Below are 25308 nucleotides of genomic sequence, written 5' to 3'. Positions count from 1 at the left end.
TATTAACTCTCGGACGCGGATTGGGGAACGATCGGCTCGCCGGGTTCGCGCGGCAGCCGAACCGTCATCTTGCCGGGGATGCGAAGGTCGAACCGGACGATACCACGGCCCAGAAGTCCTGCCGACTGGTCCATCTTGGCGAAACGCACAAGCGCATCGCTGGCCGCCGACGCGCCTTCTGGCAGGGCAACAGTCTCGCCTGACTGGAAACTCAGGTCCCAACGGCGCCGCCCGACCCAGGTCGCCGACACCAGTTGCGCTTTCAGTGACGGGACCTTGGCCAGCAACTGGTCGAGCGGCACGGCCTGGGCATTGGCGCCCCGGCCGATCAGCAATGGCAAGTCGGGCATTTGGGCCACCGGAACCCGGTCCAGCACGACGCCTTCCGCGTCGATCAGCGTCAGCCGGTCCTCGTCCTGCCACAATGCGGCGGGCGTACGCTCGACGATGTCGATCACCAAAGTATCCGGGAAGCGGCGCGAAACGCGCGCATCCTTGACCCAGCCAAATTCGAGCAAACGCTTGCGAATGTCGGTAACGTCGACCAACGGCATGGCGGTGGTCTTCTGATCGAGCGCGATTTCATAGACCGGCCGGGGGTCCATGCGCTTGATACCCTGGACGTCGACGCTCTTCACCCTGAAGCCGGCGTTTCCGACGGCCTCGCCGACGGCCAGGCCAGCTTTGTGCGGAATGTCGAGCGCCAACAACGCCATTCCAACAACGCCCAGTGCGAACAGGCCGAAAGCCCAGGCGGCCATGCGGTTGGCCTGGGCCTGCTCGACCGGTAGCTTGGATGCCAGCTTCTTGGGAACGGAGACGCGCGCCGACTTCTTCGGTCGTGACCGGCCCGACGCCCCCCGCCGGACATGCGCCGCGCTCACGTCGCTGCTTCCTCCTCTTGCCTGACGTCGGCCAGCGCTTCGGCGATGATTCGCTCGACCAACTCGCCGTAACTGATACCCTTCTGCTTCGCTTGTTCGGGCACCAGGCTCAGCGGCGTCATTCCTGGCTGCGTATTGACTTCGAGCAGATAGACACCTGCCTCGCCCTGGCTGTCGTCCCACCGGAAGTCGGACCGCGACGCGCCCTTGCAGCCCAGCAGCCTGTGGGCGGCCAGCGCCATGTCCATCATCTCCTTGGCGACATTGCCAGGTACGTCGGCAGGGCAGACGTGCTCGGTGAGACCGTCGGTATATTTGGCATCGAAATCGTAGAAACCGGCCTTGGGCTTCAACTCAGTGACGCACATCGCCTCGTCGCCGAGCACCGCCACGGTCAGCTCGCGACCGCGAATGAACGGCTCGGCCAGCAGCCGGTCGAAATGCAGCCAGGGCCCTTCAGCCTTCTGGCTGATTGGATGGCCGTAATTGCCCTCGTCGGTCACGATCGCGACCCCGACTGACGAGCCTTCGTTGACCGGCTTCAGCACATAGGGCCGCGCCATTGGATCGCCTTCGTAGAGCGTGCGGCTTTCGACCACCTTGCCCTTGGGCATGCGGATGCCATGCGGCACCAGCACCATCTTGGTCAGCTCCTTGTCGATGGCGATGACAGAGGTTTCGAGGCCGCTGTGGGTGTAGGGGATCTGCATCAGGTCCAGGAGTCCCTGGATCGTCCCGTCCTCGCCCGGCGTCCCGTGCAGCGCGTTGAACACCACGTCGGGCCTGATCCCCGCCAGTACCCGTGCGACGTTGCGGTCCATGTCGACCGGCGTGACATGCACGAAGCCGCGCTCCTTCAGCGCCTTGACGATGCCCTCACCGCTCATCAGCGAAACCGAGCGTTCGGACGACCAGCCGCCCATCAGCACGACGATATTCAGGTTCCGGTCGAGCTCACTGGCCACGCTTACGCTACTCCGATCCGCTGGATTTCCCATTCAAGGGTAATGTTGGTCTTGTCCTGCACCCGGCGCCGGACTTCCTCTCCCAGCTCCTCGATTTCGGACGAGCTAGCGTTACCGAGATTGAGGAGGAAATTGCAATGCTTCTCCGACACTTGCGCGTCACCGATCCGAAGCCCGCGGCAGCCCGCCGCATCGACCAGCGCCCAGGCCTTGTGCCCGGACGGGTTCTTGAACGTCGAACCGCCCGTACGGCTGCGAAGGGGCTGCGATTCCTCGCGCGCCTGGGCGATCCGGTCCATCTCCTGGCCGATAATCAACGGATCGCCTTTGATGCCGCGGAATATGGCTTCCACTACCACCGCGCCATCGGGCAGCTCGCTGTGGCGGTAGGTGTAGCCGAGCCGCTCCGCGGGCCATTCTTCCACCGTTCCGTCGTGGAGCACCACCGTACATGAAACGAGGATGTCCTGCACTTCGCGGCCATAGGCGCCGCCGTTCATCCTGACGAAGCCGCCGACCGTCCCGGGGATACCGCGCAGGAATTCGAGTCCCGCGATTCCGGCATCGCGCGCGGTCGAGCTGACCAATATGCCGCTTGCCCCGCCGCCGCACCTCAGCGTGACCTCGTCGAGCCGTTCGATCTTCGAAAAGGCCTTGCCCAGCCGGACGGTCACGCCCGGCACACCGCCGTCGCGAACGATCATGTTGGATCCAAGGCCCAGGGCCATCACCGGCGTGTCGGCATCCAACACCCTCAGGTAATCCACCAGGTCATCGCGGTCGGCCGGCTCGAAGAGCCATTCCGCATTGCCGCCGGACTTGAACCACACCAGTGGCGCCAGCGCCGCATCGGCCTTCAGCTTGCCCCGAACGGCGGGAATGGCCGGCGCGCTGCTCATTTCTTGCTTTTGCGTGCCTCGGCGATGCCGTCGGCCAGGCCGCCCGCCCATTTGGTGATATCGCCGGCGCCCATGCAGATAATAATATCGCCCTCCGCCGCCAGGTCGCGCAGATTGCGCGCCAGGTCAGCAGAGTCCTCGACCGTTTTCACCAGCCGGTGGCCGCGCGAGCGCAACCCTTCCGCCAGCGCATTGGCGTCGACCCCTTCGATCGGTTCCTCGCCCGCCGGATAGACCGGTGCAACGAACACCACATCGGCGTCATTGAACGCATTCTGGAAGCCTTCCATCAGATCATGAAGTCGCGAATAGCGGTGCGGCTGGACCACCGCGATGACCCGCTCGGAGGCCGCTTCACGCGCCGCCGCCAGTACGGCCCTGATCTCAACCGGATGATGGGCATAATCGTCGATGATGTCCGCGCCGTCGACCTCGCCAACTTTCGTGAAGCGGCGCTTGACGCCAGTGAAATTATTGAAACCGCTCTTCAGCACTTCGTCGGAGAAGCCGAATTCCAATCCGACAGCGATCGCCGCCAGCGCATTCAGCACATTATGCTTTCCGGGCATCGGCACGAACATGCCTTCGATGGTGCGGCGTTCGCCGTCCTTGCCCAATACGGATACGTCGAACCGGCTGCCGCCCTTTTCGGGCACGACATTGTCGGCACGAAGGTCAGCCAGCGCCGACGTGCCATAGGTCACGATCCGCCGGTCGCGGATGTGGCTCAGCACCCCCTGCACGTCGGGGTCGTCGACACACATCACTGCCAGCCCATAAAAGGGCACATTCTCGATGAATTCGCAGAACGCCTTCTTGACCGCGTCGAAGTCGCCGTAATGTTCGAGATGCTCGGGATCGATGTTGGTCACCACCGCGATCGTCCCGTCGAGCCTCAGGAAGCTGCCGTCGCTCTCGTCGGCCTCGACTACCATCCAGTCGGATTTGCCGAGGCGGGCGTTGGAGCCATAGGCGTTGATGATGCCGCCGTTGATCACGGTCGGATCGATCCCGCCGGCATCGAGCATCGCCGCGATCATCGAGGTGGTGGTGGTTTTACCGTGCGTGCCTGCGACCGCGATGGTCATCTGCATCCGCATCAGCTCGGCCAGCATTTCTGCCCGCCGCACCCGCGGCAGCCTCCGCTCGGCAGCCGCCTGAATTTCGGGATTGTCCTCGCGGATGGCGGTCGAGCAGACCACCACCGTCGCATCGCCCAGATTGTCGGCGCTCTGCCCGATCATCACGGGGATGCCGCGCTTCCTCAGGCCTTCGGTGACATAGCTTTCCTGCCGGTCGCTACCCTGCACCTTGTAGCCCAGATGATGCATCACCTCGGCGATGCCCGACATACCGATCCCGCCGATGCCGACGAAGTGGATCGTGCCGATCTCGGTGCCCATCGCTTTCATGCCGGCACCCCTATGCCCGGAGCCTCGCGAGCCGGCTGAACGACCCGCCCGACCATCAGCGGCGCGGCTCCCGCGGCGATCCGCTCGACCAGGTCGGCGAGGTCCTTGGTGGCATGCGGTCGGCCGACCGACAGCGACCGCTCGGCGGCATTGGAGAGCGCCTGCGGGTCGCCCGCCACCGCCTCGATTTGCGCCGCCAGCACTTCCGGCATGAACTCGTCCTGCGGGATCATCCGCGCCCCGCCTGCCTTGGCCATTTCCCGCGCATTGACGGTCTGGTGATCGTCGGTGGCGATCGGCAGCGGAATCAGGATCGCGGGTCGTCCCGCCGCGGTCAGCTCGGCAATTGTTGATGCCCCGGCCCGGGCAATGATCAAATGCGCCTCGGCCAGCTTGTCAGGCATGTCCTCGATATAAGTCAGCAGCTCGGCCGGGATGTTGAGCGCGGCATAACGATTGCGGACCGCTTCGATATCGTCGGGCCGGCATTGCTGCACGACCTGCAGGCGGTGACGGAGCTTGGGCTGCAGCATGCCCAGCGCATCCGGGACCACGGAACCGAGCACCGTTGCGCCCTGGCTTCCCCCGGTAACCAGAATCTTGAGCGGCGCGGTCTCGTCGAATTCGGGAAAGGGCATGGTCCCCAGCCGCGACACCGATTCCCGCACCGGATTGCCGACTAGCGCCACTTTCCGCCGGAAGCGCGGCTTTAGCCGCTCGACGTCAGGATAGGATGTGGCGATAGCGTCGGCGCTCCCGGCCAGCAGCCGGTTGACCCGGCCGAGCACCGCATTTTGCTCGTGCAAGATGGTCGGGATGTTGAGCGCGCTTGCCGCCAACAGCGCCGGGAAGGCCGGATAGCCACCGAAGCCGACCACGGCGTCAGGCGTGAATTCGCGATACAGCGCCTTGGCTTCGCGCCTCCCCGCCAGCACCGCGCTGGCCGCCTTGATCCAGCCGATTGGTCCCCCGCCCAGCCGCCCGGCGGGGAGGATATGCGTCGGCACGTCTTGAAACAGCGCCGGGATGCGCGCTCCGCGCTCGTCGGTGACCAGCATTACGCCATGGCCGCGCCGCTTCAGCTCGGCGGCAAGCGCATGGGCCGGAACCATATGCCCGCCGGTGCCCCCGGCGGCGAGGGTAATATTCATCTAGCGATATTCTCCCCGCCCCATTTCACCACATAGGGCGAGCGGGTCAGATAAGGGTTTCGCCGCGTGAAGGCGAGCAGCAATCCCATCGCAATCGACAGAGCAAGCATCGACGAGCCGCCATAGCTGATGAACGGAAGGGTCATGCCCTTGGACGGCGCGATCTGGACGTTGACGGCCATGTTGATCAGCGCCTGCAACCCGAATTCGATCACCAGCCCGGCGGCGGCGAGAATCGCAAAGCTCGATTCCTCGTCGAGCAGCTTCACCAGCACCCGGGCGACGATGCCGAGATAGAGCAAGGCGATGGCCAGGCAGGCAATCAGGCCGAACTCCTCGCCGATAACCGAGAAAATATAGTCGGTCTGAGGCTCGGGTAGCCCGAACTTCCGCGTCCCCGCTCCCGGCCCCATTCCGAACAGGCCGCCTGCGGTCAGCGTCCGCATCGCATTTTCGGTTTGGAAATTGTCGCCGGTGCCGAACAGGAAGGCATCGATCCGCGCCGTCGCTACATCATAGAAGAAATAGGCCATCACCACGCCGATCAGCCCGACCAAGCCCAGCACGACAAGGATGCGGAGGTTGAGCCCGGCGATCGCCAGCATCGCGATCCACACTGCGCTAAAGATGATGGTCGATCCGAAGTCTGGCTGGCGCATCAGCAGGAATGCGACAATGCCGGTAACCACCGCCGACAGGGTGAAAATCGGCAGCGATTTGTCCTGTTCGCGCAAGGATAGCAGCCAGGCCAGCGAAATGACGAAGAAGGGCTTCAGAAACTCCGACGGCTGGAACTGGCCGATTCCCAGGTTGAGCCAGCGCTTGGCGCCGTTCACCTCGGCCCCCAGCCAGGGGACCAGCGCCAGCGCCACGAGGCATATCAGCGCACCGACCAGCGACAGGCGCTTCAATCGTTCTCGCGGTTGCATCGAAATGGCGATCATCACCGGCATCGACAGCGCGATCCAGGCGATCTGGCGGTAGAAATAGTAAAGCTCGGGCACGCGGACATTGCCACCCGAGTAGCGCTGCGCCGCCGCCGGGCTTGCGGCCGCGACCGCGATCAGGCCGACGCCGATCAGCACCGCCAGCAGGAGCAGCAGGACGCGGTCGATCTCCCAGAACCAGCGGCCGACGGTCGAGCGATCGGACCGGCCATAACGGTTGGGATCGACCAGCGCGGTCGCGTCCTTGATACGGCCGGTAATCGTCTGGTTCATAATTCCCCCACCAGGGCACGAAACGCATCCCCGCGCGCCTCGAAATCCCGAAACTGGTCGAAGGAAGCGCAGGCCGGTGACAGCAAAACCGTCTCTCCAGCAAGAGCCTCCGACGCGGCGGCGCGAACCGCCTCATCCAGCGTCACGCACTCTGCCACTTCCATCTGCGGGGACAAGAGGGTGGCGAACATTTCTCCCGCTTCGCCAATGGTATAGGCCTTGACGACATGGCCGAAGTGCGGGGCGCATTCGTCGAGATTGTCCGTCTTGGCCTGCCCGCCGAGGATCCAGCGGATTTTTGGGAAGGCGGCAAGCGCCGGAGCGGTCGCGGTCGGGTTGGTCGCCTTGCTGTCGTTGACGTAGAGGACGCCCTCTTTTTCGCGGATGCGCTCCATCCGATGCGGGAGGCCGGGGTAGGTGCGGAGGCCATCCCGGATTTGCTCAATTGAGAGTTTAAGAATGTCACAAACCTCTACGGAAGCCGAAGCATTTTCTAGGTTGTGAGGACCTTGAAGTGCAGCCCAGTTCCGCTGCTCGCTCGGCTTTAGGGCTTTGAAGTCGAAGACGTCTTCGATGAAGCTCGCGACAACGCCTTGGCTAGGGATGTCAAAGTCGCGAGCCTCGGTAACGCTAACAACCATGTTGTGCTCGGGCGTTTGCATCTCAAACAACCGCAGCTTCGACGCCGCATAGGCCTCGAAATCTTCATACCTATCGAGATGGTCGGGCGTGATGTTGAGCAGCACCGCGACGTCGCAATCGAGGCTCTTGGTCAGGTCGATCTGGTAGCTCGACAGTTCCAGCACATAGACTCCGCCTTCGGGGAGCGGGTCCTGGGCCAGGATCGGCAGGCCGATATTGCCGCCCATCTCAGTCGGCCAGCCCGCCGTCTTCAAAATGTGATGGACCAGTGCGGTGGTGGTCGACTTGCCGTTGGTGCCGGTGATCCCGACCACCTTGTGCGGCGGAAGCTCCGCCCGCGCCCGGGCGAACAGCTCGATATCGCCGATGATTTCGACCCCGGCTTCGCGAGCCCGCTGGGCGATCGAGTGGCGGTTGAGGGGCAGGCCCGGCGTAACGACGATGGAGTCGAAGCGCTTGAGGTCGCCATCGACAAAGTCTTCCAGCTCGACGCCCGCGGGCGCCTTGGCCCTGGCCTCCTCCTTATCGTCCCACGCCGTGACCTTTGCACCGCTGGCCAATAGCGCCTCGACCGTCGCCAGGCCGCTGCGCGCTAACCCAAGGACAGCATAATGTTTTCCGGCGAAGGCCCGGGCTGCGATCACCTGAGTTTGAGTGTGGATAGCCCGGCCAGCGCCAGGATGAAGCTGATAATCCAGAAGCGGATGACCACGGTCGGCTCGCTCCATCCTAAATGCTCGAAGTGATGGTGGATGGGCGCCATCCGGAAGATGCGCTTGCCGAACCGCTTGAACCAGAACACCTGGACGACGACGCTGACCGCTTCCAGCACGAACAGCCCGCCGACGATCACCAGCACGAACTCATGATGGGTCGCGACCGCGACCGCGCCTAGCGCTCCGCCCAGCGCGAGGCTGCCGGTATCGCCCATGAACACAGCCGCCGGCGGCGCATTGAACCAGAGGAAGGCAAGGCCCGCGCCGACCACCGCCAGCAGGAGTACGGTCAGATCGCCGGCGCCCGGCACATGCGGCAGGCCGAGGTAGGTCGCGTACTTCACGTTGCCGACCAGGTAGGTAATCAGCGTGAACGCCATGCAGGCGATGATTACGGGCATGGTCGCCAGCCCATCGAGCCCGTCGGTCAAATTCACCGAATTGCCAAAGGCGACGATCACAAAGGCACCAAAAGCGATATAGGCCCAGCTAAGGTCGATCACCGCGCCCTGGACGAACGGCATGTAAAGGTGCGTCCCCGACATCCGCACCATCAGCCAGGTGGCGAGGCCCGCGATGGCGAACTCCAGGAACAGCCGCATGCGCGCCGACAGTCCGGCATGATGCGCCTTCTTCACCTTGTCGTAATCGTCGAGGAACCCGATCAGCCCGAACCCGCCGGTGACCAACAGGCAGGCCCAGACATAGACATTGGTCAAATCCATCCACAGCAATACCGAGATGGCGACGCTGATCAGGATCAGGAGGCCGCCCATGGTCGGCGTGCCGCGCTTGGCGAGGTGGCTCTGCGGCCCGTCGGCGCGGATCGGCTGACCCTTGCCCTGCTTGGCGCGAAGCCAGCGGATGAACACCGGGCCTAGCAGCAGGCCGATGGCGAGCGCCGTCGCGGTTGCCGCACCGGCGCGGAAGCTGATGTAGCGGATCAGGTTGAGGAGGCCGGGGAAACCGAGCTGCTCGGCTATCCAATAGAGCATGCCGGTTCCTTCACCATGTACTCGACCAGTTTGGCAAGCCCGATCGAGTTCGACGCCTTGACCAACACCGCGTCGCCTGGTCGGACCATCGCGGCCAGCGCCGCGCAAGCCTGATCGACATTGTCGGCTCGGGTCATCGGCACCGCGGCGCCGATCGCCCGTTCCAACGGCCGCATATCTTCTCCGACCAAAATCAGCTGGTCCACCTTGGCGTCCAGCACCGAAGGCGCCAGTCCGGCATGGATTTCCTCGGCATGTTCGCCAAGCTCGCGCATCGGCCCCAGCACAGCGATCCGCCGCTCGACGCCCTGCTCCTCGCCCAGCGCCTTTAGCGTCGCCGCCATCGACGCCGCATTGGCGTTGTAGCTTTCATCGATCAGCAGATAGCTTCCACCGTCGACCGCGATCCGGTGCCGTTCACCGCGGCCCTTGAGCCCGCCCATGTCGGCCAGCGCCAGTCCGGCAATTGCAAGATCGGCGCCGACCGCTTCGACCGCTGCCAGCACCGCGAGCGAATTGGTCACCCAATGATCGCCCCTTTGGGCAATCGTGTAGGTCAGGTCGCTCTCGACCAGCCGCGCCGTCACGAGGCTGCCGCCATGTTCGGACCGCACCGCATGCACCACCGCGACATCGGCTTCGCCATGCCCAAAGGTGATCGTCCTTGCGGCATGTTTGCGCGCCGCCTTTACCAGCCGGTCGCGGTAGACGCTGTCCTCCGGCACGATGGCCAGGCCGTTCGGCTCCAGCCCCCAGAAAATCTCGGCCTTGGCGTCGGCAATTGCCTCCATCGACCCGAGATGCTCGATATGGGCCGAAGCGATCGTCGTGACCATCGCGACATGCGGACGGATGAGCCGGGTCAGCGCCGCAATCTCGCCGGCCGCGTTCATGCCCATCTCCAGCACGGCAAACTCGCAGTCGCGCGGCATCCGCGCCAGGCTCAGCGGGACGCCGGTGTGGTTGTTGTAGCTTTTTACCGAGCGGTGAACCCGGCCTTTGGAGTAGCGCTCCAGCGCTTCATAAAGCGCTTCCTTGGTCGAGGTCTTGCCGACCGAACCGGTTACGCCAATTATTTTACCCCCACAACGATTGCGTGATGCAATTGCAAGGTCGATCAACGCCCTGGGAACATCGTCAACGAGGATATGCGGGCCCCCGTAACTATTGGCGCCCGGCCTGGATACGAGCAATCCCGCCGCCCCAGCCGCCAGCGCCCTGGCAACATAATCATGTCCATCCGCGACCGTTCCCGGCATCGCCACGAACAGCCAGCCAGGCTCCACTTCCCTGCTGTCAAAGGTGACACCCGAAACTTCGAACGAGTCACCTTGCAGTATGCCGCCGGTGGCCGCGACAATCTCTTGCGACGTCCAAAGTTGGGGGCTCTGGGCGGTCACGCGGCGCACTCCCGCGCCACATTCACATCGTCGAACGGAAGCACCTGGTCCCCTATGATCTGTCCTTGTTCATGCCCCTTGCCCGCCACCAACACGATGTCGCCCGCCTTGGCCATGGCGATTGCTTCGCCGATCGCCGCGCGCCTGTCGCCAACTTCGATGGCAGTGGGAGCGCCGGCCAGCACCGCCTTACGGATGGCCGCCGGATCCTCGCTTCTTGGATTGTCGTCGGTGACGATCACGATGTCGCTTAGCCGCGCCGCGACCGCACCCATCTCGGGTCTTTTGCCTTCGTCGCGGTCGCCGCCGGCGCCGAGCACGGTGATCAGCCGGCCTTCCACATGCGGCCGCAGGGCAGCAATCGCCGCCTCGATCGCGTCGGGCGTATGGGCATAATCGACATAGACCGGCGCCCCGGCGTGGCTGATCACCGCCCGCTCGAGCCGGCCGCGCACCGGCGATACGCGTGCCATTCCGGCCAGAGTCGTGGCCCAGTCGCCGCCTGTCGCCAGCACCAGCCCGGCGGCAGTCAGCACATTGTTCATCTGGTAGGCGCCGATCAGCGGCAGCGCGAGCTTATGTTCCTTGCCCTCGTGGCGAAGCACGAGCGCTTGCCCCAGCGGCGTCGACGTGCGCGATTTGAGCTCGATCGTCTCCCCGTCCGGCCCGACCGTGACCAGCTTCAGTCCGCGCCGCCTGGCATGGCCAATCACCTCTTCCGACCGGGCGTCTCCGGTCCACACGACCGCAACGCCATCGTCTTCGACTACCTCGTCGAACAGCCGCATCTTGGCCGCGAAATACTCCTCCATCGACGAGTGATAATCGAGATGGTCGCGGCTGAAATTGGTGAATGCCGCGGCCTTCACCGGCACACCCTCCGCACGATATTGGTCGAGGCCGTGGCTCGATGCCTCATAGGCGACATGGCTTATCCCCATTCGATCCATGCCGGCCATGTTGCTGAGGAAGGTGACGATGTCGGGCGTCGTGAGCCCGGTCTTCACCTGGTCATCTGCCGTCGTGACGCCGAGCGTGCCGATCGAAGCCGACCGGTAGCCCGCCATCCGCCACAGCTGCCGCGTCAGCTCGACCGTCGAAGTCTTGCCGTTGGTCCCGGTAACCGCGACGATTGCGTCCGGATACGGCGCAAAAAACCTTGCCGCGAGCTGCGCGAACAGCCTGCGGGGCTCGTCGTCCGCCAGATGGGGGACACCGTCTACCCTGGCGTCGGGCCGGGCGACGATCGCCGAGGCGCCGCGCCGTATCGCCTCGCCGATAAAATCCTCGCCGTTGAACCGAGATCCCCGGAAGGCCCCGAATATATTGCCGGGCGCGACCTTGCGGTGGTCGAGCGCAAAGCCGGTCACTTCGGAATCGCTGATGATATCGGCGAGCTCGCCCAATTGCATGCCGAGCTATTCCGCTTTTTCGTGAACGTAGGGAAGCACTTCAGCCAGGTTCGGCTCACGGCGCTTGTCAGGCCGGACGCCGAGCATCGGTGCAATCCGGCTAACGGTTTTCGACACTACCGGCGCCACGTTCCAGCCGGCCGTGTGGAAGCCATAGGTTTCGGCCGTGGCCTTGGGCTCGTCGAGCATGACGACGATTACATAGCGCGGTTCGTCCATCGGGAACACGCCCGCGAATGACGTGACTACTGCCGCCGACGTGTAGCGGCCGCCGACAATCTTTTCTGCAGTGCCGGTCTTGCCGCCAATGCGATAGCCGGGCGCGTCGGCCTTCTTGCCAGTGCCTTCGGTCACCACGAGGCGGAGCAGAGCGCGCATCTTGTAGCTGGTATCCTCGGTGAACACGCGGTGCCCCTGCCCGACCGGGTGATTGCGGTCGACTTTGAGGAGGGTCGCCGGGCGGTAGATGCCACCATTGAACAGGGTCGCGTAGCCTGTTGCGAGGTGCAGCGGGGTCACGGCGATGGCGTGGCCGAAGCCGACAGTCATCGTCTCGAACGGGCCCCAGCGCGAACCCGGCGTAAGCGTACGGCCGCGCTCCTTGAGCTCGATGTTGACCTTGTCGAGAAAGCCCATTTTCCGGAGGAAAGCCTCCTGGCGGGTTTTGCCCAGCTGCGCGGCAATCTGCGCCGTGCCGATATTGGAGCTCTCCTTCATGATCTCGGCTACCGAGCAAGGGCGCCCGAACGGGTGGGTATCCGTAATGCTGTGGCCATAGGCGTGAAGCGCATCGGGACAGGGATACATTTGCCCCATCGAACGGACGACGCCCGAATCCATCGCCATCGCCACGGTGAACGGCTTGAAGGTCGAGCCGAGCTCATAAACGCCAAGGGTAGCGCGGTTGAACCGAGCCTCCGGCGTGCCTTGCCCGGCCGCGTTCGGATTGAGTTGCGGCAGCGACGTCATCGCCAGCACCTCGCCAGTATGGATGTCCATGACCACGCCGGCGGCGCCGATCGCCGAGAAGTGGGTCATCGCCTCGCCCAGCTCATGTTCCAGCGCCTGCTGGATTCGGCTGGAAATGCTGAGCACAATCGGCTGGCCGCGCCGGGCGGGATCGCGCAACTGCTCGTCGAACGCGCGCTCGATCCCGGCATTCCCCTTGCCGTCGATGTCGGTAAAGCCGACGACGTGCGCGGCGAGGCTCGTCTGCGGATAGAGTCGGTCGGGCTCGCGCTCCAGCGCCAGGCCCGGCTCGCCCAGCGTGTTGATCGCCGCCACCAGCCGCGGCGGCGCCCGCCGCCGGAGGTAATAGAAATTGCGCCCTGAGCGCAGCATGGCGAGATAGGTCGCCGTGTCCTTTTCGGGCATCAGCACGGCCAGCTTCTCGGCCACGTCGAGCTTGTTGCCGATAACCTTCCCCGGCTGCAGGCCGATGGTCCAGGCATCGATTGTCCGGGCCAGGGCCTGGCCTTCGCGATCGACGATGTCGCCGCGTTCTGGCGTCAGGTTGACGAGGCCGTTCTTGCGGCCGGCATGATCGCCGAACGCAGCAAGATAAATCAGCCTGAGAGCGATGATCGCGACAATTCCGGCATAGACCAGCATGCCGAACATCAGCCGCTGGTGCATTACGGCAAGTATCTGCCGCCGCTGTCCGACCAGACGGAGCCGCTCGGGCCGGGCGACGAGAGCGGGCGTCGGGGCGTTCATGTGCTAGTCGTCGCTGTCCTTGAGCGTGCGCTTTTTAGTAGAAGCCGCGGTGGGCGCGCTGCCTTTGGCTTTTGCGCCGGCCCCTGGCAAGGGCGCCAACGGATCGGCCGTCGCGGTTTTGACCGACTTCGTCGCAGTCACGGCGCTCGTTTTTGCAGGCAAGGTCGCCGGACCGCTTACTGCTGGCCTGGGCGGCGCAACCTTGACCGTCTTTGACGGCAGCACGGTGTAGCTCGCAACATGCATCATCTCGCCGATCGGGCGGGACGGCGGCGCGGCCACGACGCCCGGCTCGTCCGCGTCTCCGGTTAGCTTAGGCTGCCCGCCGGTCTGCGGGATCGGGGCGGCGGCGAGCACCACCGGCGCTTCCATTACCGGAGTCTTGTGGGGCGCAACCAGCGTCGCCAACTGGAAGCCGCCGTCGACGAACTGGTCGGCGTTGGGCGCCGATAGGCGGATGAACTTGACGTTCCACCGCTCAAGCTGGGCCAGCCGACCGCGCGTACCAATCTCGGTCTGCAACAGCCGGATGTCGCGCTGGGTCAGGGCGATCCTGGTCTCGACCTCTTCGAGCGCGGCGCGCTCCGAAGCGACCCGCAGCGACACGAGGTAGAAGCCGAGCGCCGCTCCCACCACTGCCCCTGCCGACAACACAGATCCAAAGCCACGCGCGCTCATTGTACAGCCCTCCGGGTTTGCACCCCCCTCTCCTGGTCCCACGCGGGCGCCGCGGTTCGAATTGCGGTACGGAGTCGCGCCGAGCGCGCGCGCGGGTTTCGGGCCAGCTCGGCCTCGGATGGCGAGACCGGCTTGGCAACTTGTTCGAAAGTCGGGGCGGGCCCGGGCGCGATCATCGGCCGATGGCGCGATCCTGCGGGAACGTCTCCGCTGCGAGTCTTGAGGAAGCGTTTGACGATCCGGTCTTCCAGGCTGTGGAAAGTGACCACCGCCAAGCGGCCGCCGGGACGAAGCGACCGCTCGGCGGCCCGGAGTCCTTGCTCCAGCTCGTCAAGCTCTGCGTTCAAATGGATTCGGATGGCCTGGAAGGTGCGGGTCGCCGGGTCGCTCTTCTGACCCTGGCGATAACCCAGCGCCCTGCGCACCACCGCCGCCAGCTCGGCCGTTCGGGTCAACGGTCTTGCAGCGACGATGGCGCGGGCAACCGCGCGAGCGCGCGGCTCCTCCCCATAGTCCTTGAGGACGCGGGCAATCTCGCCCTCTTCGGCATGGTTAAGGAATTCGGCTGCGGTTTCGCCCGACTGGCTCATCCGCATGTCGAGCGGGCCGTCTTTCTGGAATGAAAAGCCGCGATCGCCCTGGTCGAGTTGCATCGACGACACGCCGATGTCGAGCGCTATACCGTCGACCGGCAGCAAGCCACGTTCGGCCAACACGCGGTCCATCTGGCTGAACCGCTCCTCGATCAGGGTTAGCCGGTCGTCGTCGATCAGCGAGGGGCCGTTGGCGATGGCGTCGGGATCGCGGTCGAACCCGATCACCCGGCCCGCACCGGCCGCCAAAATGGCCCTGGCGTAGCCGCCTGCTCCGAAGGTGCCGTCGACTAGGGTCTCGCCGGGGACGACGGCGAGACCCGTTACGACCTCTTGAAGCAGCACCGGCAGATGGGCGGCGCCGCTGGTCATTGGCCGCGCTCCTCCAGCCGGAAGCGCGCGATATCCTTCATGTCTTCGGGGACGTTCTTGTCGGCCAGGAACAGCTTGGGGTTCCAGATCTGGAATGTCTCGCCGACGCCGACGAACAGGGCGAGGTCGTCGAGCTGGCCCTTGCGGCGCATCATCGGCGGCACGATGATCCGGCCCGAGCTGTCGTAAGGCACTTCCTCGGTCGCGCCGAACGCCATCATTGTCCGCCGGGCATGCTCCAGCTCGGCGGCGGGATCGGTCTCCTGCTTTTCCAGCAGTCGCTCGATCTTTTCATGCTTCAGCGCCGCGTAGGCGGGGTCATATGCGCTGAGGCAGGGAAAGGCGTCATGCTTGGCCAGGACGATGGTGCGGGCATCACCGCGGCGCTCGATTACCGAGCGCAGGAATGCGGGCACGGACACACGCCCCTTGGCGTCGACCGCATTCAAAGCACTGCCTTGGAACAGATGCTCTAGTGCCACGTCCCATCCCTCGGGCGCGGGCACAGCTCCCCTGCTCGCAGGTGCACGGGTTCCCCGTGCGCCTGACGTACTGATCGACTCAATACAGGTTTGCCCCGCGCTACTGAGTTTGTTGGTAACTCAAGCAGGCGCGGGATACAATGGATTTCGATGCCATATCGTGGGAATTCATGCCGTGTGGCGGATTTTCAACGGTTTTTCAGACTTTCTTTACCATTTGTTCCACGCCCGTTCTTGCGGGACAAGCCTGTGGATAAGATTGTTGGAAAAGCGCGCGACTCTGCGCGGTTCAACGAGTCTCAAGGCGATCCAGTTCGCTCGCCAACAGGTCCAGCCCGTCGGCATCCGGCGCATCGACATTGAGGAAATCGGCATCGGCGATCACCGTGGCCTGTCCCCGACCGATGTTACAGTGGGCGATCAGCCCCTCATCCGAAACATCACACTTGCCCTTACTTGCAAGTCCCGCCGACGACAGCTGGAGACCCCAATGGTCGAGCAACCCGGTGTCGGCGAACACCGGCGGCGAGCGCAGCAGGTCGCCCAGCGGTCGTTCGCTCGGCCAGTCAAGCTTCGGGTCGGCCAGAAGCAGCAGATGGCCGCCTTCGCGCAGCCAATTGTCCAAATCGACCAGAGCCTCGGCCGGCTGGGCCCGCGGATGCGCCATCAGCAACAAGCTCTTGCCTTTCAGGCTGGCTTCGTCCGCCACGCCGATCGGCACCACCCGGTAACGCTGTTCGAGTCGGGTCAAAGCCGGCGATCCGCCGCCCTCGATCGAAAAACTCTCGCCGAACACCAGCGGCAGGCTGGTGAGCAATGCGAGCTCCGGCCTTTCGGCGGCTGGCCGAGGTCCAGGGACGTCACCGCTCTCATGGGGTCGCCCGAGCCATCCAAGGCCGGCAATGGCGAACGTCGCCGCAACCGCCAGCAGTAGCCTGACCCTCACTGATCCTTGGCTTGGTTGGATTGGTCGTCCGCCTGGTTGGTCGAAGTACCCGTGCCCGGCGCCGCACCGATTTCCGCCAGCGGCTCATTGGGCTCCTGGTTGGCGAACATTTCATTCTGTTCGGCGGTCGGCGGAGCGTCGTTGCTCGACCGGCTGATGGCCGTTCCCAGCAGCACCAGCAGGAACACGAACGCGAGGCCGGTCAGGCCGATACGGATCCGTTGAATCCGTTCCTCCTTGTCGACACGGTTCATCCTGTGCAACTTATGCGGCGCGGGGTGTCATTGCAACGAAGCTGCGCTTTACGCGGCGCAGCACGCTTGATTAAGGGCGACGAATGAATCGCAACCTATCTCTCATCCTCCTCGGAGCCGTGGCGCTCGCCGCCTGCAACAAGGAATCCCACACCATCGTCGGCGGCGAAACGCCTGACCCGATGAAGGAAGAACTGGCGAAGGCCGCTCCGGTCGAGCTGCCGCCGGCCATCGAAGCCAGCAAGACTTACCGCTGCAAGGACAACAGCCTGGTCCGCATCGATTGGCTGCAGGGCGGCAAGGGAGCCTACCTCCATGGCGAGGGACACGATCAAACACATCTCAAGGCGGCGGAAGCTGCCGAGGGCAAGCCGGCCAGCACCGACCTCACGGCCGAAGGCGGCTTCGTGCTGAAAGGCGAAGCCAAAGCGTCGACTGTCACACTGACCGTGCCCGGCAAGGGCACTCAATCCTGCAAAGGCTAACCTGGAATTGAAGAAGGGCCCCGGGATCGCCGGGGCCCTTTTCGTTTAGGCAGGCTCGGATTCCTTCTGCTTGGAAAAGAACGCCTGCATCCGCTCGGGAAGCTCAGAATCCGGCACATCCTCGATATGGGTCGCCAGACTCCATCCATGGCCGAACGGGTCGTTCAGCGTTCCCATCCGATCGCCCCAGAATTGATCCTCGACCGGCATCGTCTGGGTGCCGCCAGCCGCGATCGCTTTCTGGAACGCCGTATCGACGTCGTCGAGATAGACGATCAGCCCGGTTGACGAACCGCCGCGCGCCTTGGGTCCCAGGTTCCCGCGCTCGGGGAATTCATCATTGAGCATGAACCTGGTGTCGCCGATCTGCAGCTCGGCATGGCCGATCTTGTCGCCCATCGGCAGGCGTGAAAGCTCCTTGGCGCCGAACGCCTGCTTGTAGAAATCGATTGCCTTGGCCGCATCGTCGACCGTCAGAACGACGTTCACGCTGCGATATCCTTCGGGAATTGGTTTGGGCATGGTTGCCTCCTTGTCCGATTCCCCCCGCCGCCGCCGATATCCGCCTCAATCATGACAAGCTCAATGCAACGACTCGCGACTGGCCTAGCCCTAGGCACCTATCGCCGTTAAAGGCCCGCGAATGACCGTTTTGGACGCCCCTCGCATCACCCCTGAAATCGTTGCCGAGCATGGCCTCGCACCGGAAGAATATGACCGCGTCCTGCATGCCCTCGGCCGCGAGCCGAACCTGGTCGAGCTCGGCATCTTCTCCGTAATGTGGTCCGAGCATTGCTCCTACAAATCGTCGCGCTTCCACCTGAAGAAGCTGCCGACGAAAGCCCCGTGGGTGATCTGCGGACCGGGAGAGAACGCCGGAGTGATCGACATCGGTGACGGCCAGGCCGCCATCTTCAAGATGGAGAGCCACAACCACCCAAGTTACATCGAGCCCTATCAGGGCGCGGCAACGGGCGTTGGCGGCATCTTGCGGGACGTCTTCACCATGGGTGCGCGCCCGGTCGCCAATATGAACGCGCTTCGCTTCGGCCGGCCGGACCACCCCAAGATGCGCCACCTGATCGCCGGCGTGGTCAGCGGCATCGGCGGCTATGGCAATTGCGTCGGCGTTCCGACGGTCGGCGGCGAAGTCAATTTCGATACCGCTTACGACGGCAACATATTGGTCAATGCGATGACCGTTGGCGTCGCTCACACCGACAAGATTTTCTATTCGGCCGCGACAGGCCTCGGCAATCCGATCGTTTATGTCGGGTCCAAGACCGGCCGCGACGGAATCCATGGCGCGACCATGGCATCCGCCGACTTCGACGAGAATAGCGACGAGAAGCGTCCGACCGTCCAGGTCGGCGACCCATTCACCGAGAAACTGCTGATCGAGGCCTGCCTCGAGCTGATGGCGACCGACGCTATCGTCGCCATCCAGGACATGGGCGCCGCCGGCCTCACCAGCTCGTCGGTCGAGATGGCATCGAAGGGCGGCGCGGGCATCCGGCTCGACATGAACAAGGTGCCGTGCCGCGAGGAAGGCATGACCCCCTATGAAATGATGCTGTCGGAATCCCAGGAACGGATGCTGATGGTGCTGAAGCCCGGCCGCGAGGCCGAGGCCGAGGCGATCTTCCGCAAATGGGAACTGGATTTCGCGGTAATCGGCGAAGTCACCGATACGGGCCATATGGTATTGGAATTCGATGGCGAGGTCGTATGCGACATCCCGCTCGGCCCGCTCGCTGACGAAGCCCCGGAGTATGAGCGGCCTTACATGTCGCGCGACGAGTATAAGGCCTGGGCCAAGGTCGAGCCGCTGGGCGACATCCCGGAGAGCACCGACATCGCGGCCGACCTGCTAAAGCTGATGGCCTCCCCCAACCTCGCGTCGCGCCGCTGGATCTGGGAGCAATATGATAGCCAGGTCGGTGCCGACACGGTTGAAAAATCGGGCGGCGACGCCGCCGTAGTCCGCGTCCACGGCACCGGCAAGGCACTGGCGATCACCACCGATTGCACGCCGCGCTATTGCTACGCCGACCCCTATGAGGGCGGGAAGCAGGCGATTGCCGAAGCCTATCGCAACCTCTGCGCGGTCGGGGCAAAGCCGCTGGCGGTCACCAATTGCCTCAACTTCGGCAACCCTCAGCGGCCCGAGATCATGGCTCAATTCGTCGGCTGCCTCGAAGGCATGGGCGAAGCCTGCCGCGCCCTCGACTTCCCGATCGTGAGCGGCAACGTCAGCCTCTACAATGAGAGCAAGGCGACGGGGGGTGGCAGCGCCATCCTTCCGACGCCCGCGATCGGCGGCGTGGGGTTGCTCGACGACTGGTCGAAGAGCGCCATGATTGCCTTCAAGGCGGAAGGCGAACAGGTCATTCTCATCGGTCACAGCGACAGCCATGTCGGCCAGTCCCTTTGGCTGGACGTCTGCCACGGCCGGCGCGACGGTGACGCGCCACCGGTCGACCTCTCCGCCGAAAGGCGCGCCGGCGAATGCATTCGCCGTCTGATCAAGGCCGGTCATGTTTCGGCGGTCCACGATTGCTCAGATGGTGGCGCGGCTGTCGCCGTTGCCGAAATGGCGCTGGCCGGAAACGTCGGCATGATCATGACGGTGGTCGAGCAGATCCCCAATCCGGGCGCGATCCTGTTCGGTGAGGATCAGGGCCGCTACATCGTCGCCACAAGCGATCCCGACACAGTCCGCGGCCTCGCCAATGCCGCCAACCTGTTCGCCGTTCCCATCGGCACGACTGGCGGCGACAGCATCACGTTCGACTTGGTTGGCCGCGGCGGTCCGCAATCCGTTACTCTGGCCAATCTCCGTGCCGCGCATGAAGGCTTCTTCCCAGCGCTGATGCAGGGTGAGCTTTAGTCGCGGGATGAGGCTCGCCGCGCTGCTTCTGGCGAATCTGGCCGGACCCGCGCCCGCGGCACCGCCCCCAGCGCAACCGGTCACGATCGTTGCCCATCGCGGGCTGGCGGAAGGATTGCCGGAGAATACCCTCGCCGCGTTCCGCCAGTCGATTGATCGCGGCATCAAGGTGATCGAGCTTGACGTGCGGGTCACCCGGGACCGGCAGTTGGTTATCCTCCATGACGCAACGCTCGATCGCACCACCGACTGCAGCGGCCCGCTGTCGAGCTTCACTCTTGTCCGCCTCAAGGCCTGCGATGCCGGCTGGCCAACCCACCAAGGCGAGCGAGTGCCGACGCTGGCCGAGGCAATCGCGCTGGTCGAACACGGCCCGGCCCGGCTCCTGCTCGACATCAAGCCGGCTACGCCCCTCGACGCCGTGCTCGCGGAAGTTCGCGAGCTTCATGCCGAACGAAAAGTCATTCTTGGTCTCCGCAGTGCCAGCGAGATATCGCAGGCCCGCACCGCGCTGCCCGGCGTCATGATCCTCGGCTTCATGCCGAAGGTCGACGATGCCCCCGCATTTGCCAAGGCCGGTGTCGATATCATCCGCCTCTGGTCCGACTGGGTTGGCGCGGACCCGGCACTCGTCGCCCGCACACAGAGACTAGGTACGGATGCCTGGGTGATGATCGGCCGGCGCCTGCCTGCCAATGCCGCCGAGTGGAGCGCGCTTCACAGCCGCATGCTTGCTACCTACCCGCAAGGCTTGATCACCAACCGGCCCGACCTAATCGTAGCAAGATGACCGCCGGATATTCGGGCACTCCGCTGGCGAAAAAGCTGGGCCTCAAACCTGGCATGCGCGCCTGGCCGCTCGACATGCCCGGCAACGTGCGCGCCGAGATCGATCGCGATGCGCCCGACGTCGACTGGCTCGCCCAGCCCGATCCGCCGCTCACGTTCGCCCATATCTTCGTCACGTCCGTCGCCGCGCTCGATTGCGAACTGCGCCTGCTGCTGCCGCTGATCGCCCGCGACGGCATGATCTGGGTCAGCTGGCCGAAGAAGGCGAGCAAGGTCCCTACCGACATCACCGAGGATGTCATCCGCGCCATTGCGCTCCCGCTTCACCTGGTCGACGTCAAGGTCTGCGCGGTCGACGAAATCTGGTCAGGGCTGAAGCTGGTCATTCGTCGAACAGAGCGTTGACTTAGCCGCGCCCGGTGGCAGCTTCCCGCGATCGAAGCTGGGGAGATGGACGATGGGACGCGCAATCGGCCTCGCGACACTGATAGCCGGAACGCTCGACATATTATTCGCGATGATCCTGACCCTCTGGTTCGGGCGCGAAATCCCCAACATGCTGCGATACGTCGGCTCCGGCCCCTTTCCCGCCGCGACCGACATGGGCACCGCCGGCGCCGCGCTCGGCCTCGTCACCCATTATGGGCTGATGGCGATCATGGCGGCCGCCTACATCGCGATCGCCAGCCACCGTCCGCAGCTGCTGGCAAGACCGGTCCAGTGGGGGATCATCTATGGCCTGGTCACCTATGTCATCATGAACTGGATCGTCGTCCCGCTGCGCTTCGACACGCCGCTTCCTCCCAAACCGCTGTCGATTGCGACCCAGCTGTTCGCCCATATCGTTCTGGTCGGCATCCCGATCGCCCTCATCGCCGCAAGGCTCATCAAGCGTCCCGCCTTCGCTTAAGGATTCACGCCCACGCCTCCGGCTAGTGAGCGAAGTGCTCGGATAGCCCCCGGATATCCTGCATTTTCTCTCTTGCGAATGGTTCGCATTATCGAGTATGACGAACGCCATGATCGTTTGTGTCTGCAATGCGATTCGCGAGGATGAGCTGCGCGCCGTTGCCCGTGATGGCGCGGCCGAGCCGCTTGCCGCCTACAAGGTGCTCGGCTGCGAGCCGCTTTGCGGATGCTGCCTCGACTACGCCCAGGAAGTGATCGACGACGAGCAGAGGAAGCCTGCCCGGCGCAATCGCTCGTCGGTAGTCGTGACGTTCCCAAAGGCCGCCTAGCTGCGATTAAGTCGCATTATTTTTCGCTGATTTCCGCCAGTTTTTCGCTTCCCTTTGGCGTGCCCAAGCGTTAGACGCCATGCCACCTCCACAGGAGACCGCGCATGAAGGGCGACAAGAAGGTCATTCAGCTCCTCAACGAAGCGCTCAAGAATGAGCTGACCGCGGTCAACCAATATTGGCTGCATTATCGGATGCTCGACAATTGGGGCATCGCCAAGCTGGCCGAGTTCGAGCGGCATGAGTCGATCGACGAGATGAAACATGCCGACAAATTGTCGGAACGCATCCTGTTCCTGGACGGCCTTCCCAATTTCCAGCTGCTGGGCAAGCTTAGGATCGGCGAGAGCGTCGAGGAAATGCTGAAGTGCGACTATGCGCTGGAGCTGGAGGCGCTGACCCAGCTCAAGGGCGCCATCGCTCACTGCGAAAAGGTCCAGGACTATGTCAGCCGCGACCTGTTCAGCGAGATCCTCCAGAATGAGGAAGAGCATGTCGACACGCTCGAGAAGCAGTTCGACATGATCTCCCGGATGGGTCTGCAGAATTACATTCAGCTTCAGTCCGAAGCGACTGAAGATTAGCTTCCTTCCGTCATCCCCGCGCAGGTGGGGACCCAGCGAAACAAGAATCTAGGTTCCCGCTTTCGCGGGAATGACGATAGGTGTTCTTTCTGGGGGAGCCGATGGCCACGACATCAACCAATCGCATCTTCAGTCTCGACATGATCCGCGGCGTCGCGGTGATGGGCATCTTTTCGGTCAACGTCATCGCCTTCGCGATGATCGAGGCGGCCTATTTCAACCCGCCCGCATATGGCGGCTGGCACGGCGCCGATCTCGGCCTGTGGGCAACCAATATGCTGGTCATCGACGGCAAGATGCGCACGCTATTCTCGATGCTGTTCGGGGCCTCGACCCTGCTGGTAATCGAACGGGCGGAGGCAGCCGGCCTCAGCGGTCCCAAGGTCCATATTCGCCGGATGTTGGTGCTGCTGTGCTTTGGCCTGATCCATTATTATCTCATCTGGTTCGGAGACATCCTCACCCTTTACGCGACGAGCGGCCTCATCGCCTTCCTCTTCCGAAGGCTCCCGGTTTATCGATTGGTTGCGCTTGGATCGGCCTTCCTGCTCGGCAGCATGATGCTCTTTTCCGGATTCATCTTCACCCAGTACCAGGCCGACATTGCCGCCCATGCGCCGGGCGCCACGCAAGCGGCGATCAGGGAATGGAATGACGGGCTGGGAAATTTCTTCCCCACTGCCGCCGAAATAGCCAAGGACAGGGCGCTGCACCTTGGGTCCTGGCTCGAATTTGTCAGGCATAACCTTGCACATTGGACCGAACAGATCGGCCAAACCTTGGTGTTCATGCCCGAAACGATCGGGCTGATGCTGCTCGGAATGGCCGGGTACAAGTCGGGCTTCCTGACCGGCGACTGGGCCGACGCCGATTATACCCGCATCGCCAGCATCGCCATTCCCATCGGCCTTGCCGCCGGCGCGGCAATCATCGCCTATGACGTCTTGGCCAACTTCTACATCATCGGCGTCTTCGTCGCTTTCATCATATTGGCTACTCCGTTCATCACGATTATGGCGTTCGGCTATGCAGCGCTGATCATCCTGCTGTCGCGCAGGCATGGCTGGATCGCCCAGCGCATCGCCGCGGCGGGACGCTGCGCCTTCACCAACTATCTCGGCACGTCGCTCATCGCGACTTTCATCTTCTACGGCTGGGGTCTCGGTTACTACGGGTCATTGTCGCGCTGGCAGGCATGGCTGCTGGTGCCGTTGGTATGGGCGGTCATGCTGGCCTGGTCGAAGCCGTGGCTTGAGCATTTTGAATATGGCCCGCTCGAATGGGCGTGGCGCAGCCTTTCGCGAGGCCAGTTGCAAGCGATGCGGAGGAAGCGGTCGCGGACGCTTCCGGCATGAGGGCGTGCTAGCTAACCAAGTCTCAACTGGCCGAAGGAGGGAAGAATGGACAGCAAATCCCGGAACTGGACCCTGGTCGGACTTGCGATCGCGCTTTTTGGCCTTCCGGCAATCGTGACCGCCTATAATTGGCAAGTTGCCGCGCCGACCAACGCGACGATAACAGTCCGGGAAATCGCCATCCTCACGTTGACCGGGTTCCTCCTGTGGATCGTGGTCAAGCGCGAGCAACTGCCTTTGTCGTCGATCGGCCTTCGGTTTGATCGGCCCGGAAAGTCACTCGGCTGGGGCCTGGTGCTGGCGATCGTCCTTTTCGCCGTGATACTCGCCATTCTCGCGGTCTACAGCTCGCTCGGCATCAAATATGGCGAGGGCGCCAAGATAGCGCCGTCTTTGCTCGTGGCACTGCTGACCGTCATTCGGGCCGGGATTTCCGAGGAAGTTTTCTATCGAGGATTTGCGCTCGAGCGTTTGCAGTCATTGAGCGGCAGCAAATGGATTGCGGCCGCCGTTTCGCTGCTGCTCTTTGCCGGCTTTCATTACCGGCAGGGGTTTGCGGGCGTATTTATCGCCCTCGTCGTGGGCGGCGTAATTACGCTATTTTATATGTGGAAGCGCGATCTTCTGGCGACCATTACCGCCCACTTCCTGGTCGATTTCACGCCCAATGTGCTGTTCCCGCTTTTGGGCGCGGGCGACTAAATCCGGCCGAAGCCCTGGTTGCCAACCTTCTTCCCGAACCCGCCAGCGGCGGGCGCCCGGCTCTGCAGCGGGTTGGTCGCCTTGTCGAACAGCTCGACGGTCCGGTTCCACAGGCGGCGAAGCTCCACAACATCGGGCACCATCTCGTCGGGGAAGCGGTGGGATTCGATGCAGAAGCGCGCGGTCTGCTCGATCTTCTCGGCGACCATCGATAGAGGCTCGGCGCCGAACTGGCGGGCCTCGCCTTTCAGCGTATGTGCCGGGATTACCAGCGCGACCGTGTCATGGTCGTGCATCGCCTGCTCGATCGCGGCCAGGCTCTTCGCCCCGTCCTCGCGGAAATAGGCCAAAATCCGAATGAAGCCCGGGCCAAGCTCTGCCCGGCTCTTCTCGAAATGACCCCAGTCGATGATGTCCGAGCCTTCGTCCACTTGATCCCATGCTCCCAGGCGCCTCTGGTCCAGGCGCAGTCCCACCGCACCTGACTAAGCCCAAAAGGGTAAAGGAGCGGTTATTTTTTGAGGGACC

General features: G+C 63.7%; 27 protein-coding genes. 9 read left to right on the top strand and 18 right to left on the bottom strand.

Annotation, left to right across the window (positions count from 1 at the left end):
- Positions 1–2 precede the first annotated feature (2 nt).
- The 16 genes from LZ518_RS00250 to LZ518_RS00175 form a co-directional block, all read right to left on the bottom strand.
- The gene (locus LZ518_RS00250) at positions 3–884 is read right to left on the bottom strand and encodes a cell division protein FtsQ/DivIB (RefSeq protein ID WP_249914057.1); all 882 of its coding nucleotides are present in this window, start codon (positions 882–884) and stop codon (positions 3–5) included.
- Positions 881–1882 (bottom strand): D-alanine--D-alanine ligase, encoded by a 1002-nt coding sequence (locus LZ518_RS00245; RefSeq protein ID WP_249914056.1) that lies wholly within the window; start codon positions 1880–1882, stop codon positions 881–883. The genes LZ518_RS00250 and LZ518_RS00245 overlap by 4 nt, the downstream gene beginning before the upstream one ends.
- Entirely contained in the window at positions 1852–2748 is an 897-nt protein-coding gene (gene murB / locus LZ518_RS00240; protein ID WP_249914055.1) for a UDP-N-acetylmuramate dehydrogenase, read from the bottom strand. Before murB ends, LZ518_RS00245 begins: the two co-directional genes overlap by 31 nt.
- A complete protein-coding gene (gene murC / locus LZ518_RS00235) occupies positions 2745–4160 on the bottom strand; it encodes a UDP-N-acetylmuramate--L-alanine ligase (RefSeq protein WP_249914054.1) in 1416 nt (471 codons plus the stop codon). The genes murB and murC overlap by 4 nt, the downstream gene beginning before the upstream one ends.
- On the bottom strand, positions 4157–5311 hold the full coding sequence (murG, locus tag LZ518_RS00230; protein WP_249914053.1) for an undecaprenyldiphospho-muramoylpentapeptide beta-N-acetylglucosaminyltransferase: 1155 nt from the start codon (positions 5309–5311) through the stop codon (positions 4157–4159). Before murG ends, murC begins: the two co-directional genes overlap by 4 nt.
- Positions 5308–6531 (bottom strand): FtsW/RodA/SpoVE family cell cycle protein, encoded by a 1224-nt coding sequence (locus tag LZ518_RS00225; RefSeq protein WP_249914052.1) that lies wholly within the window; start codon positions 6529–6531, stop codon positions 5308–5310. The genes murG and LZ518_RS00225 overlap by 4 nt, the downstream gene beginning before the upstream one ends.
- On the bottom strand, positions 6528–7817 hold the full coding sequence (gene murD, locus LZ518_RS00220; RefSeq protein ID WP_249914051.1) for a UDP-N-acetylmuramoyl-L-alanine--D-glutamate ligase: 1290 nt from the start codon (positions 7815–7817) through the stop codon (positions 6528–6530). The genes LZ518_RS00225 and murD overlap by 4 nt, the downstream gene beginning before the upstream one ends.
- The gene (mraY, locus tag LZ518_RS00215; RefSeq protein WP_249914050.1) at positions 7814–8884 is read right to left on the bottom strand and encodes a phospho-N-acetylmuramoyl-pentapeptide-transferase; all 1071 of its coding nucleotides are present in this window, start codon (positions 8882–8884) and stop codon (positions 7814–7816) included. The genes murD and mraY overlap by 4 nt, the downstream gene beginning before the upstream one ends.
- Positions 8869–10284, bottom strand: a complete 1416-nt coding sequence (locus tag LZ518_RS00210; RefSeq protein WP_249914049.1) for a UDP-N-acetylmuramoyl-tripeptide--D-alanyl-D-alanine ligase — start codon at positions 10282–10284, stop codon at positions 8869–8871. Before LZ518_RS00210 ends, mraY begins: the two co-directional genes overlap by 16 nt.
- Positions 10281–11696 (bottom strand): UDP-N-acetylmuramoyl-L-alanyl-D-glutamate--2,6-diaminopimelate ligase, encoded by a 1416-nt coding sequence (locus LZ518_RS00205; protein WP_249914048.1) that lies wholly within the window; start codon positions 11694–11696, stop codon positions 10281–10283. Before LZ518_RS00205 ends, LZ518_RS00210 begins: the two co-directional genes overlap by 4 nt.
- Positions 11697–11702: 6 nt before the next feature.
- Positions 11703–13412 carry a peptidoglycan D,D-transpeptidase FtsI family protein gene (locus tag LZ518_RS00200; protein WP_249914047.1) on the bottom strand — a complete coding sequence of 570 codons (1710 nt, stop codon included), beginning with the start codon at positions 13410–13412 and terminating at the stop codon, positions 11703–11705.
- A 3-nt stretch (positions 13413–13415) separates the two neighbouring features.
- Entirely contained in the window at positions 13416–14090 is a 675-nt protein-coding gene (locus tag LZ518_RS00195; protein WP_249914046.1) for a hypothetical protein, read from the bottom strand.
- Entirely contained in the window at positions 14087–15055 is a 969-nt protein-coding gene (rsmH, locus tag LZ518_RS00190; protein ID WP_249914045.1) for a 16S rRNA (cytosine(1402)-N(4))-methyltransferase RsmH, read from the bottom strand. Before rsmH ends, LZ518_RS00195 begins: the two co-directional genes overlap by 4 nt.
- Positions 15052–15537: a division/cell wall cluster transcriptional repressor MraZ gene (locus LZ518_RS13490; protein ID WP_249914044.1), complete on the bottom strand. Its 486-nt coding sequence runs from the start codon at positions 15535–15537 to the stop codon at positions 15052–15054. The genes rsmH and LZ518_RS13490 overlap by 4 nt, the downstream gene beginning before the upstream one ends.
- Positions 15538–15826: 289 nt before the next feature.
- Complete coding sequence (locus LZ518_RS00180) at positions 15827–16483, bottom strand: hypothetical protein (RefSeq protein WP_249914043.1); 657 nt, start codon at positions 16481–16483, stop codon at positions 15827–15829.
- Positions 16480–16737 carry a hypothetical protein gene (locus LZ518_RS00175; RefSeq protein ID WP_249914042.1) on the bottom strand — a complete coding sequence of 86 codons (258 nt, stop codon included), beginning with the start codon at positions 16735–16737 and terminating at the stop codon, positions 16480–16482. The genes LZ518_RS00180 and LZ518_RS00175 overlap by 4 nt, the downstream gene beginning before the upstream one ends.
- Positions 16738–16820: 83 nt before the next feature.
- On the opposite strand from LZ518_RS00175, the gene LZ518_RS00170 reads away from it, so the two are divergent.
- Complete coding sequence (locus LZ518_RS00170; protein ID WP_249914041.1) at positions 16821–17222, top strand: hypothetical protein; 402 nt, start codon at positions 16821–16823, stop codon at positions 17220–17222.
- Between the two features lie 45 nt (positions 17223–17267).
- On the opposite strand, the gene LZ518_RS00165 is transcribed toward LZ518_RS00170, so the two are convergent.
- Positions 17268–17744, bottom strand: a complete 477-nt coding sequence (locus LZ518_RS00165) for a VOC family protein (protein WP_249914040.1) — start codon at positions 17742–17744, stop codon at positions 17268–17270.
- A gap of 121 nt (positions 17745–17865) precedes the next feature.
- Between LZ518_RS00165 and purL the strand changes: the two genes are divergently transcribed.
- The 8 genes from purL (at position 17866) to LZ518_RS00125 (ending at position 24780) form a co-directional block, all read left to right on the top strand.
- A complete protein-coding gene (purL, locus tag LZ518_RS00160) occupies positions 17866–20112 on the top strand; it encodes a phosphoribosylformylglycinamidine synthase subunit PurL (RefSeq protein ID WP_249914039.1) in 2247 nt (748 codons plus the stop codon).
- Between the two features lie 7 nt (positions 20113–20119).
- A complete protein-coding gene (locus LZ518_RS00155) occupies positions 20120–20902 on the top strand; it encodes a glycerophosphodiester phosphodiesterase (protein WP_249914038.1) in 783 nt (260 codons plus the stop codon).
- Positions 20899–21306: a hypothetical protein gene (locus LZ518_RS00150; RefSeq protein WP_249914037.1), complete on the top strand. Its 408-nt coding sequence runs from the start codon at positions 20899–20901 to the stop codon at positions 21304–21306. The genes LZ518_RS00155 and LZ518_RS00150 overlap by 4 nt, the downstream gene beginning before the upstream one ends.
- Positions 21307–21358: 52 nt before the next feature.
- Complete coding sequence (locus LZ518_RS00145; protein ID WP_249914036.1) at positions 21359–21811, top strand: hypothetical protein; 453 nt, start codon at positions 21359–21361, stop codon at positions 21809–21811.
- Positions 21812–21920: 109 nt separating this feature from the next.
- Positions 21921–22139, top strand: a complete 219-nt coding sequence (locus LZ518_RS00140; RefSeq protein WP_249914035.1) for a (2Fe-2S)-binding protein — start codon at positions 21921–21923, stop codon at positions 22137–22139.
- Positions 22140–22243: 104 nt separating this feature from the next.
- Positions 22244–22723: a bacterioferritin gene (gene bfr / locus LZ518_RS00135; RefSeq protein ID WP_249914034.1), complete on the top strand. Its 480-nt coding sequence runs from the start codon at positions 22244–22246 to the stop codon at positions 22721–22723.
- Between the two features lie 101 nt (positions 22724–22824).
- A complete protein-coding gene (locus LZ518_RS00130; protein ID WP_249914033.1) occupies positions 22825–24078 on the top strand; it encodes a DUF418 domain-containing protein in 1254 nt (417 codons plus the stop codon).
- 45 nt (positions 24079–24123) lie between these two features.
- Positions 24124–24780, top strand: a complete 657-nt coding sequence (locus tag LZ518_RS00125; RefSeq protein ID WP_249914032.1) for a CPBP family intramembrane glutamic endopeptidase — start codon at positions 24124–24126, stop codon at positions 24778–24780.
- On the opposite strand, the gene LZ518_RS00120 is transcribed toward LZ518_RS00125, so the two are convergent.
- Positions 24777–25211 carry an Hpt domain-containing protein gene (locus tag LZ518_RS00120; RefSeq protein ID WP_249914031.1) on the bottom strand — a complete coding sequence of 145 codons (435 nt, stop codon included), beginning with the start codon at positions 25209–25211 and terminating at the stop codon, positions 24777–24779. The genes LZ518_RS00125 and LZ518_RS00120 overlap by 4 nt on opposite strands.
- Between the last annotated feature and the right edge of the window lie 97 nt (positions 25212–25308).

Source organism: Sphingomonas brevis, from assembly GCF_023516505.1.
Lineage (GTDB): Bacteria > Pseudomonadota > Alphaproteobacteria > Sphingomonadales > Sphingomonadaceae > Sphingomicrobium > Sphingomicrobium breve.
This window is presented reverse-complemented; position numbering and strand designations above follow the sequence as displayed.

What these genes read in the sequence shown, in the direction of transcription:
- LZ518_RS00175 (WP_249914042.1), bottom strand. Translation starts at nt 16,737, where the DNA reads ATGAACCGTGTCGACAAGGAGGAACGGATTCAACGGATCCGTATCGGC.
- LZ518_RS00150 (WP_249914037.1), top strand. Translation starts at nt 20,899, where the DNA reads ATGACCGCCGGATATTCGGGCACTCCGCTGGCGAAAAAGCTGGGCCTC.
- LZ518_RS00165 (WP_249914040.1), bottom strand. Translation starts at nt 17,744, where the DNA reads ATGCCCAAACCAATTCCCGAAGGATATCGCAGCGTGAACGTCGTTCTG.
- murG (WP_249914053.1), bottom strand. Translation starts at nt 5,311, where the DNA reads ATGAATATTACCCTCGCCGCCGGGGGCACCGGCGGGCATATGGTTCCG.
- LZ518_RS00195 (WP_249914046.1), bottom strand. Translation starts at nt 14,090, where the DNA reads ATGAGCGCGCGTGGCTTTGGATCTGTGTTGTCGGCAGGGGCAGTGGTG.
- LZ518_RS00125 (WP_249914032.1), top strand. Translation starts at nt 24,124, where the DNA reads ATGGACAGCAAATCCCGGAACTGGACCCTGGTCGGACTTGCGATCGCG.
- LZ518_RS00225 (WP_249914052.1), bottom strand. Translation starts at nt 6,531, where the DNA reads ATGAACCAGACGATTACCGGCCGTATCAAGGACGCGACCGCGCTGGTC.
- murC (WP_249914054.1), bottom strand. Translation starts at nt 4,160, where the DNA reads ATGAAAGCGATGGGCACCGAGATCGGCACGATCCACTTCGTCGGCATC.
- LZ518_RS00205 (WP_249914048.1), bottom strand. Translation starts at nt 11,696, where the DNA reads ATGCAATTGGGCGAGCTCGCCGATATCATCAGCGATTCCGAAGTGACC.
- purL (WP_249914039.1), top strand. Translation starts at nt 17,866, where the DNA reads ATGACCGTTTTGGACGCCCCTCGCATCACCCCTGAAATCGTTGCCGAG.
- LZ518_RS00170 (WP_249914041.1), top strand. Translation starts at nt 16,821, where the DNA reads ATGAATCGCAACCTATCTCTCATCCTCCTCGGAGCCGTGGCGCTCGCC.
- bfr (WP_249914034.1), top strand. Translation starts at nt 22,244, where the DNA reads ATGAAGGGCGACAAGAAGGTCATTCAGCTCCTCAACGAAGCGCTCAAG.
- murB (WP_249914055.1), bottom strand. Translation starts at nt 2,748, where the DNA reads ATGAGCAGCGCGCCGGCCATTCCCGCCGTTCGGGGCAAGCTGAAGGCC.
- LZ518_RS00130 (WP_249914033.1), top strand. Translation starts at nt 22,825, where the DNA reads ATGGCCACGACATCAACCAATCGCATCTTCAGTCTCGACATGATCCGC.
- rsmH (WP_249914045.1), bottom strand. Translation starts at nt 15,055, where the DNA reads ATGACCAGCGGCGCCGCCCATCTGCCGGTGCTGCTTCAAGAGGTCGTA.
- LZ518_RS00145 (WP_249914036.1), top strand. Translation starts at nt 21,359, where the DNA reads ATGGGACGCGCAATCGGCCTCGCGACACTGATAGCCGGAACGCTCGAC.
- LZ518_RS00245 (WP_249914056.1), bottom strand. Translation starts at nt 1,882, where the DNA reads ATGGGAAATCCAGCGGATCGGAGTAGCGTAAGCGTGGCCAGTGAGCTC.
- LZ518_RS00140 (WP_249914035.1), top strand. Translation starts at nt 21,921, where the DNA reads ATGATCGTTTGTGTCTGCAATGCGATTCGCGAGGATGAGCTGCGCGCC.
- LZ518_RS00200 (WP_249914047.1), bottom strand. Translation starts at nt 13,412, where the DNA reads ATGAACGCCCCGACGCCCGCTCTCGTCGCCCGGCCCGAGCGGCTCCGT.
- LZ518_RS00155 (WP_249914038.1), top strand. Translation starts at nt 20,120, where the DNA reads ATGAGGCTCGCCGCGCTGCTTCTGGCGAATCTGGCCGGACCCGCGCCC.
- mraY (WP_249914050.1), bottom strand. Translation starts at nt 8,884, where the DNA reads ATGCTCTATTGGATAGCCGAGCAGCTCGGTTTCCCCGGCCTCCTCAAC.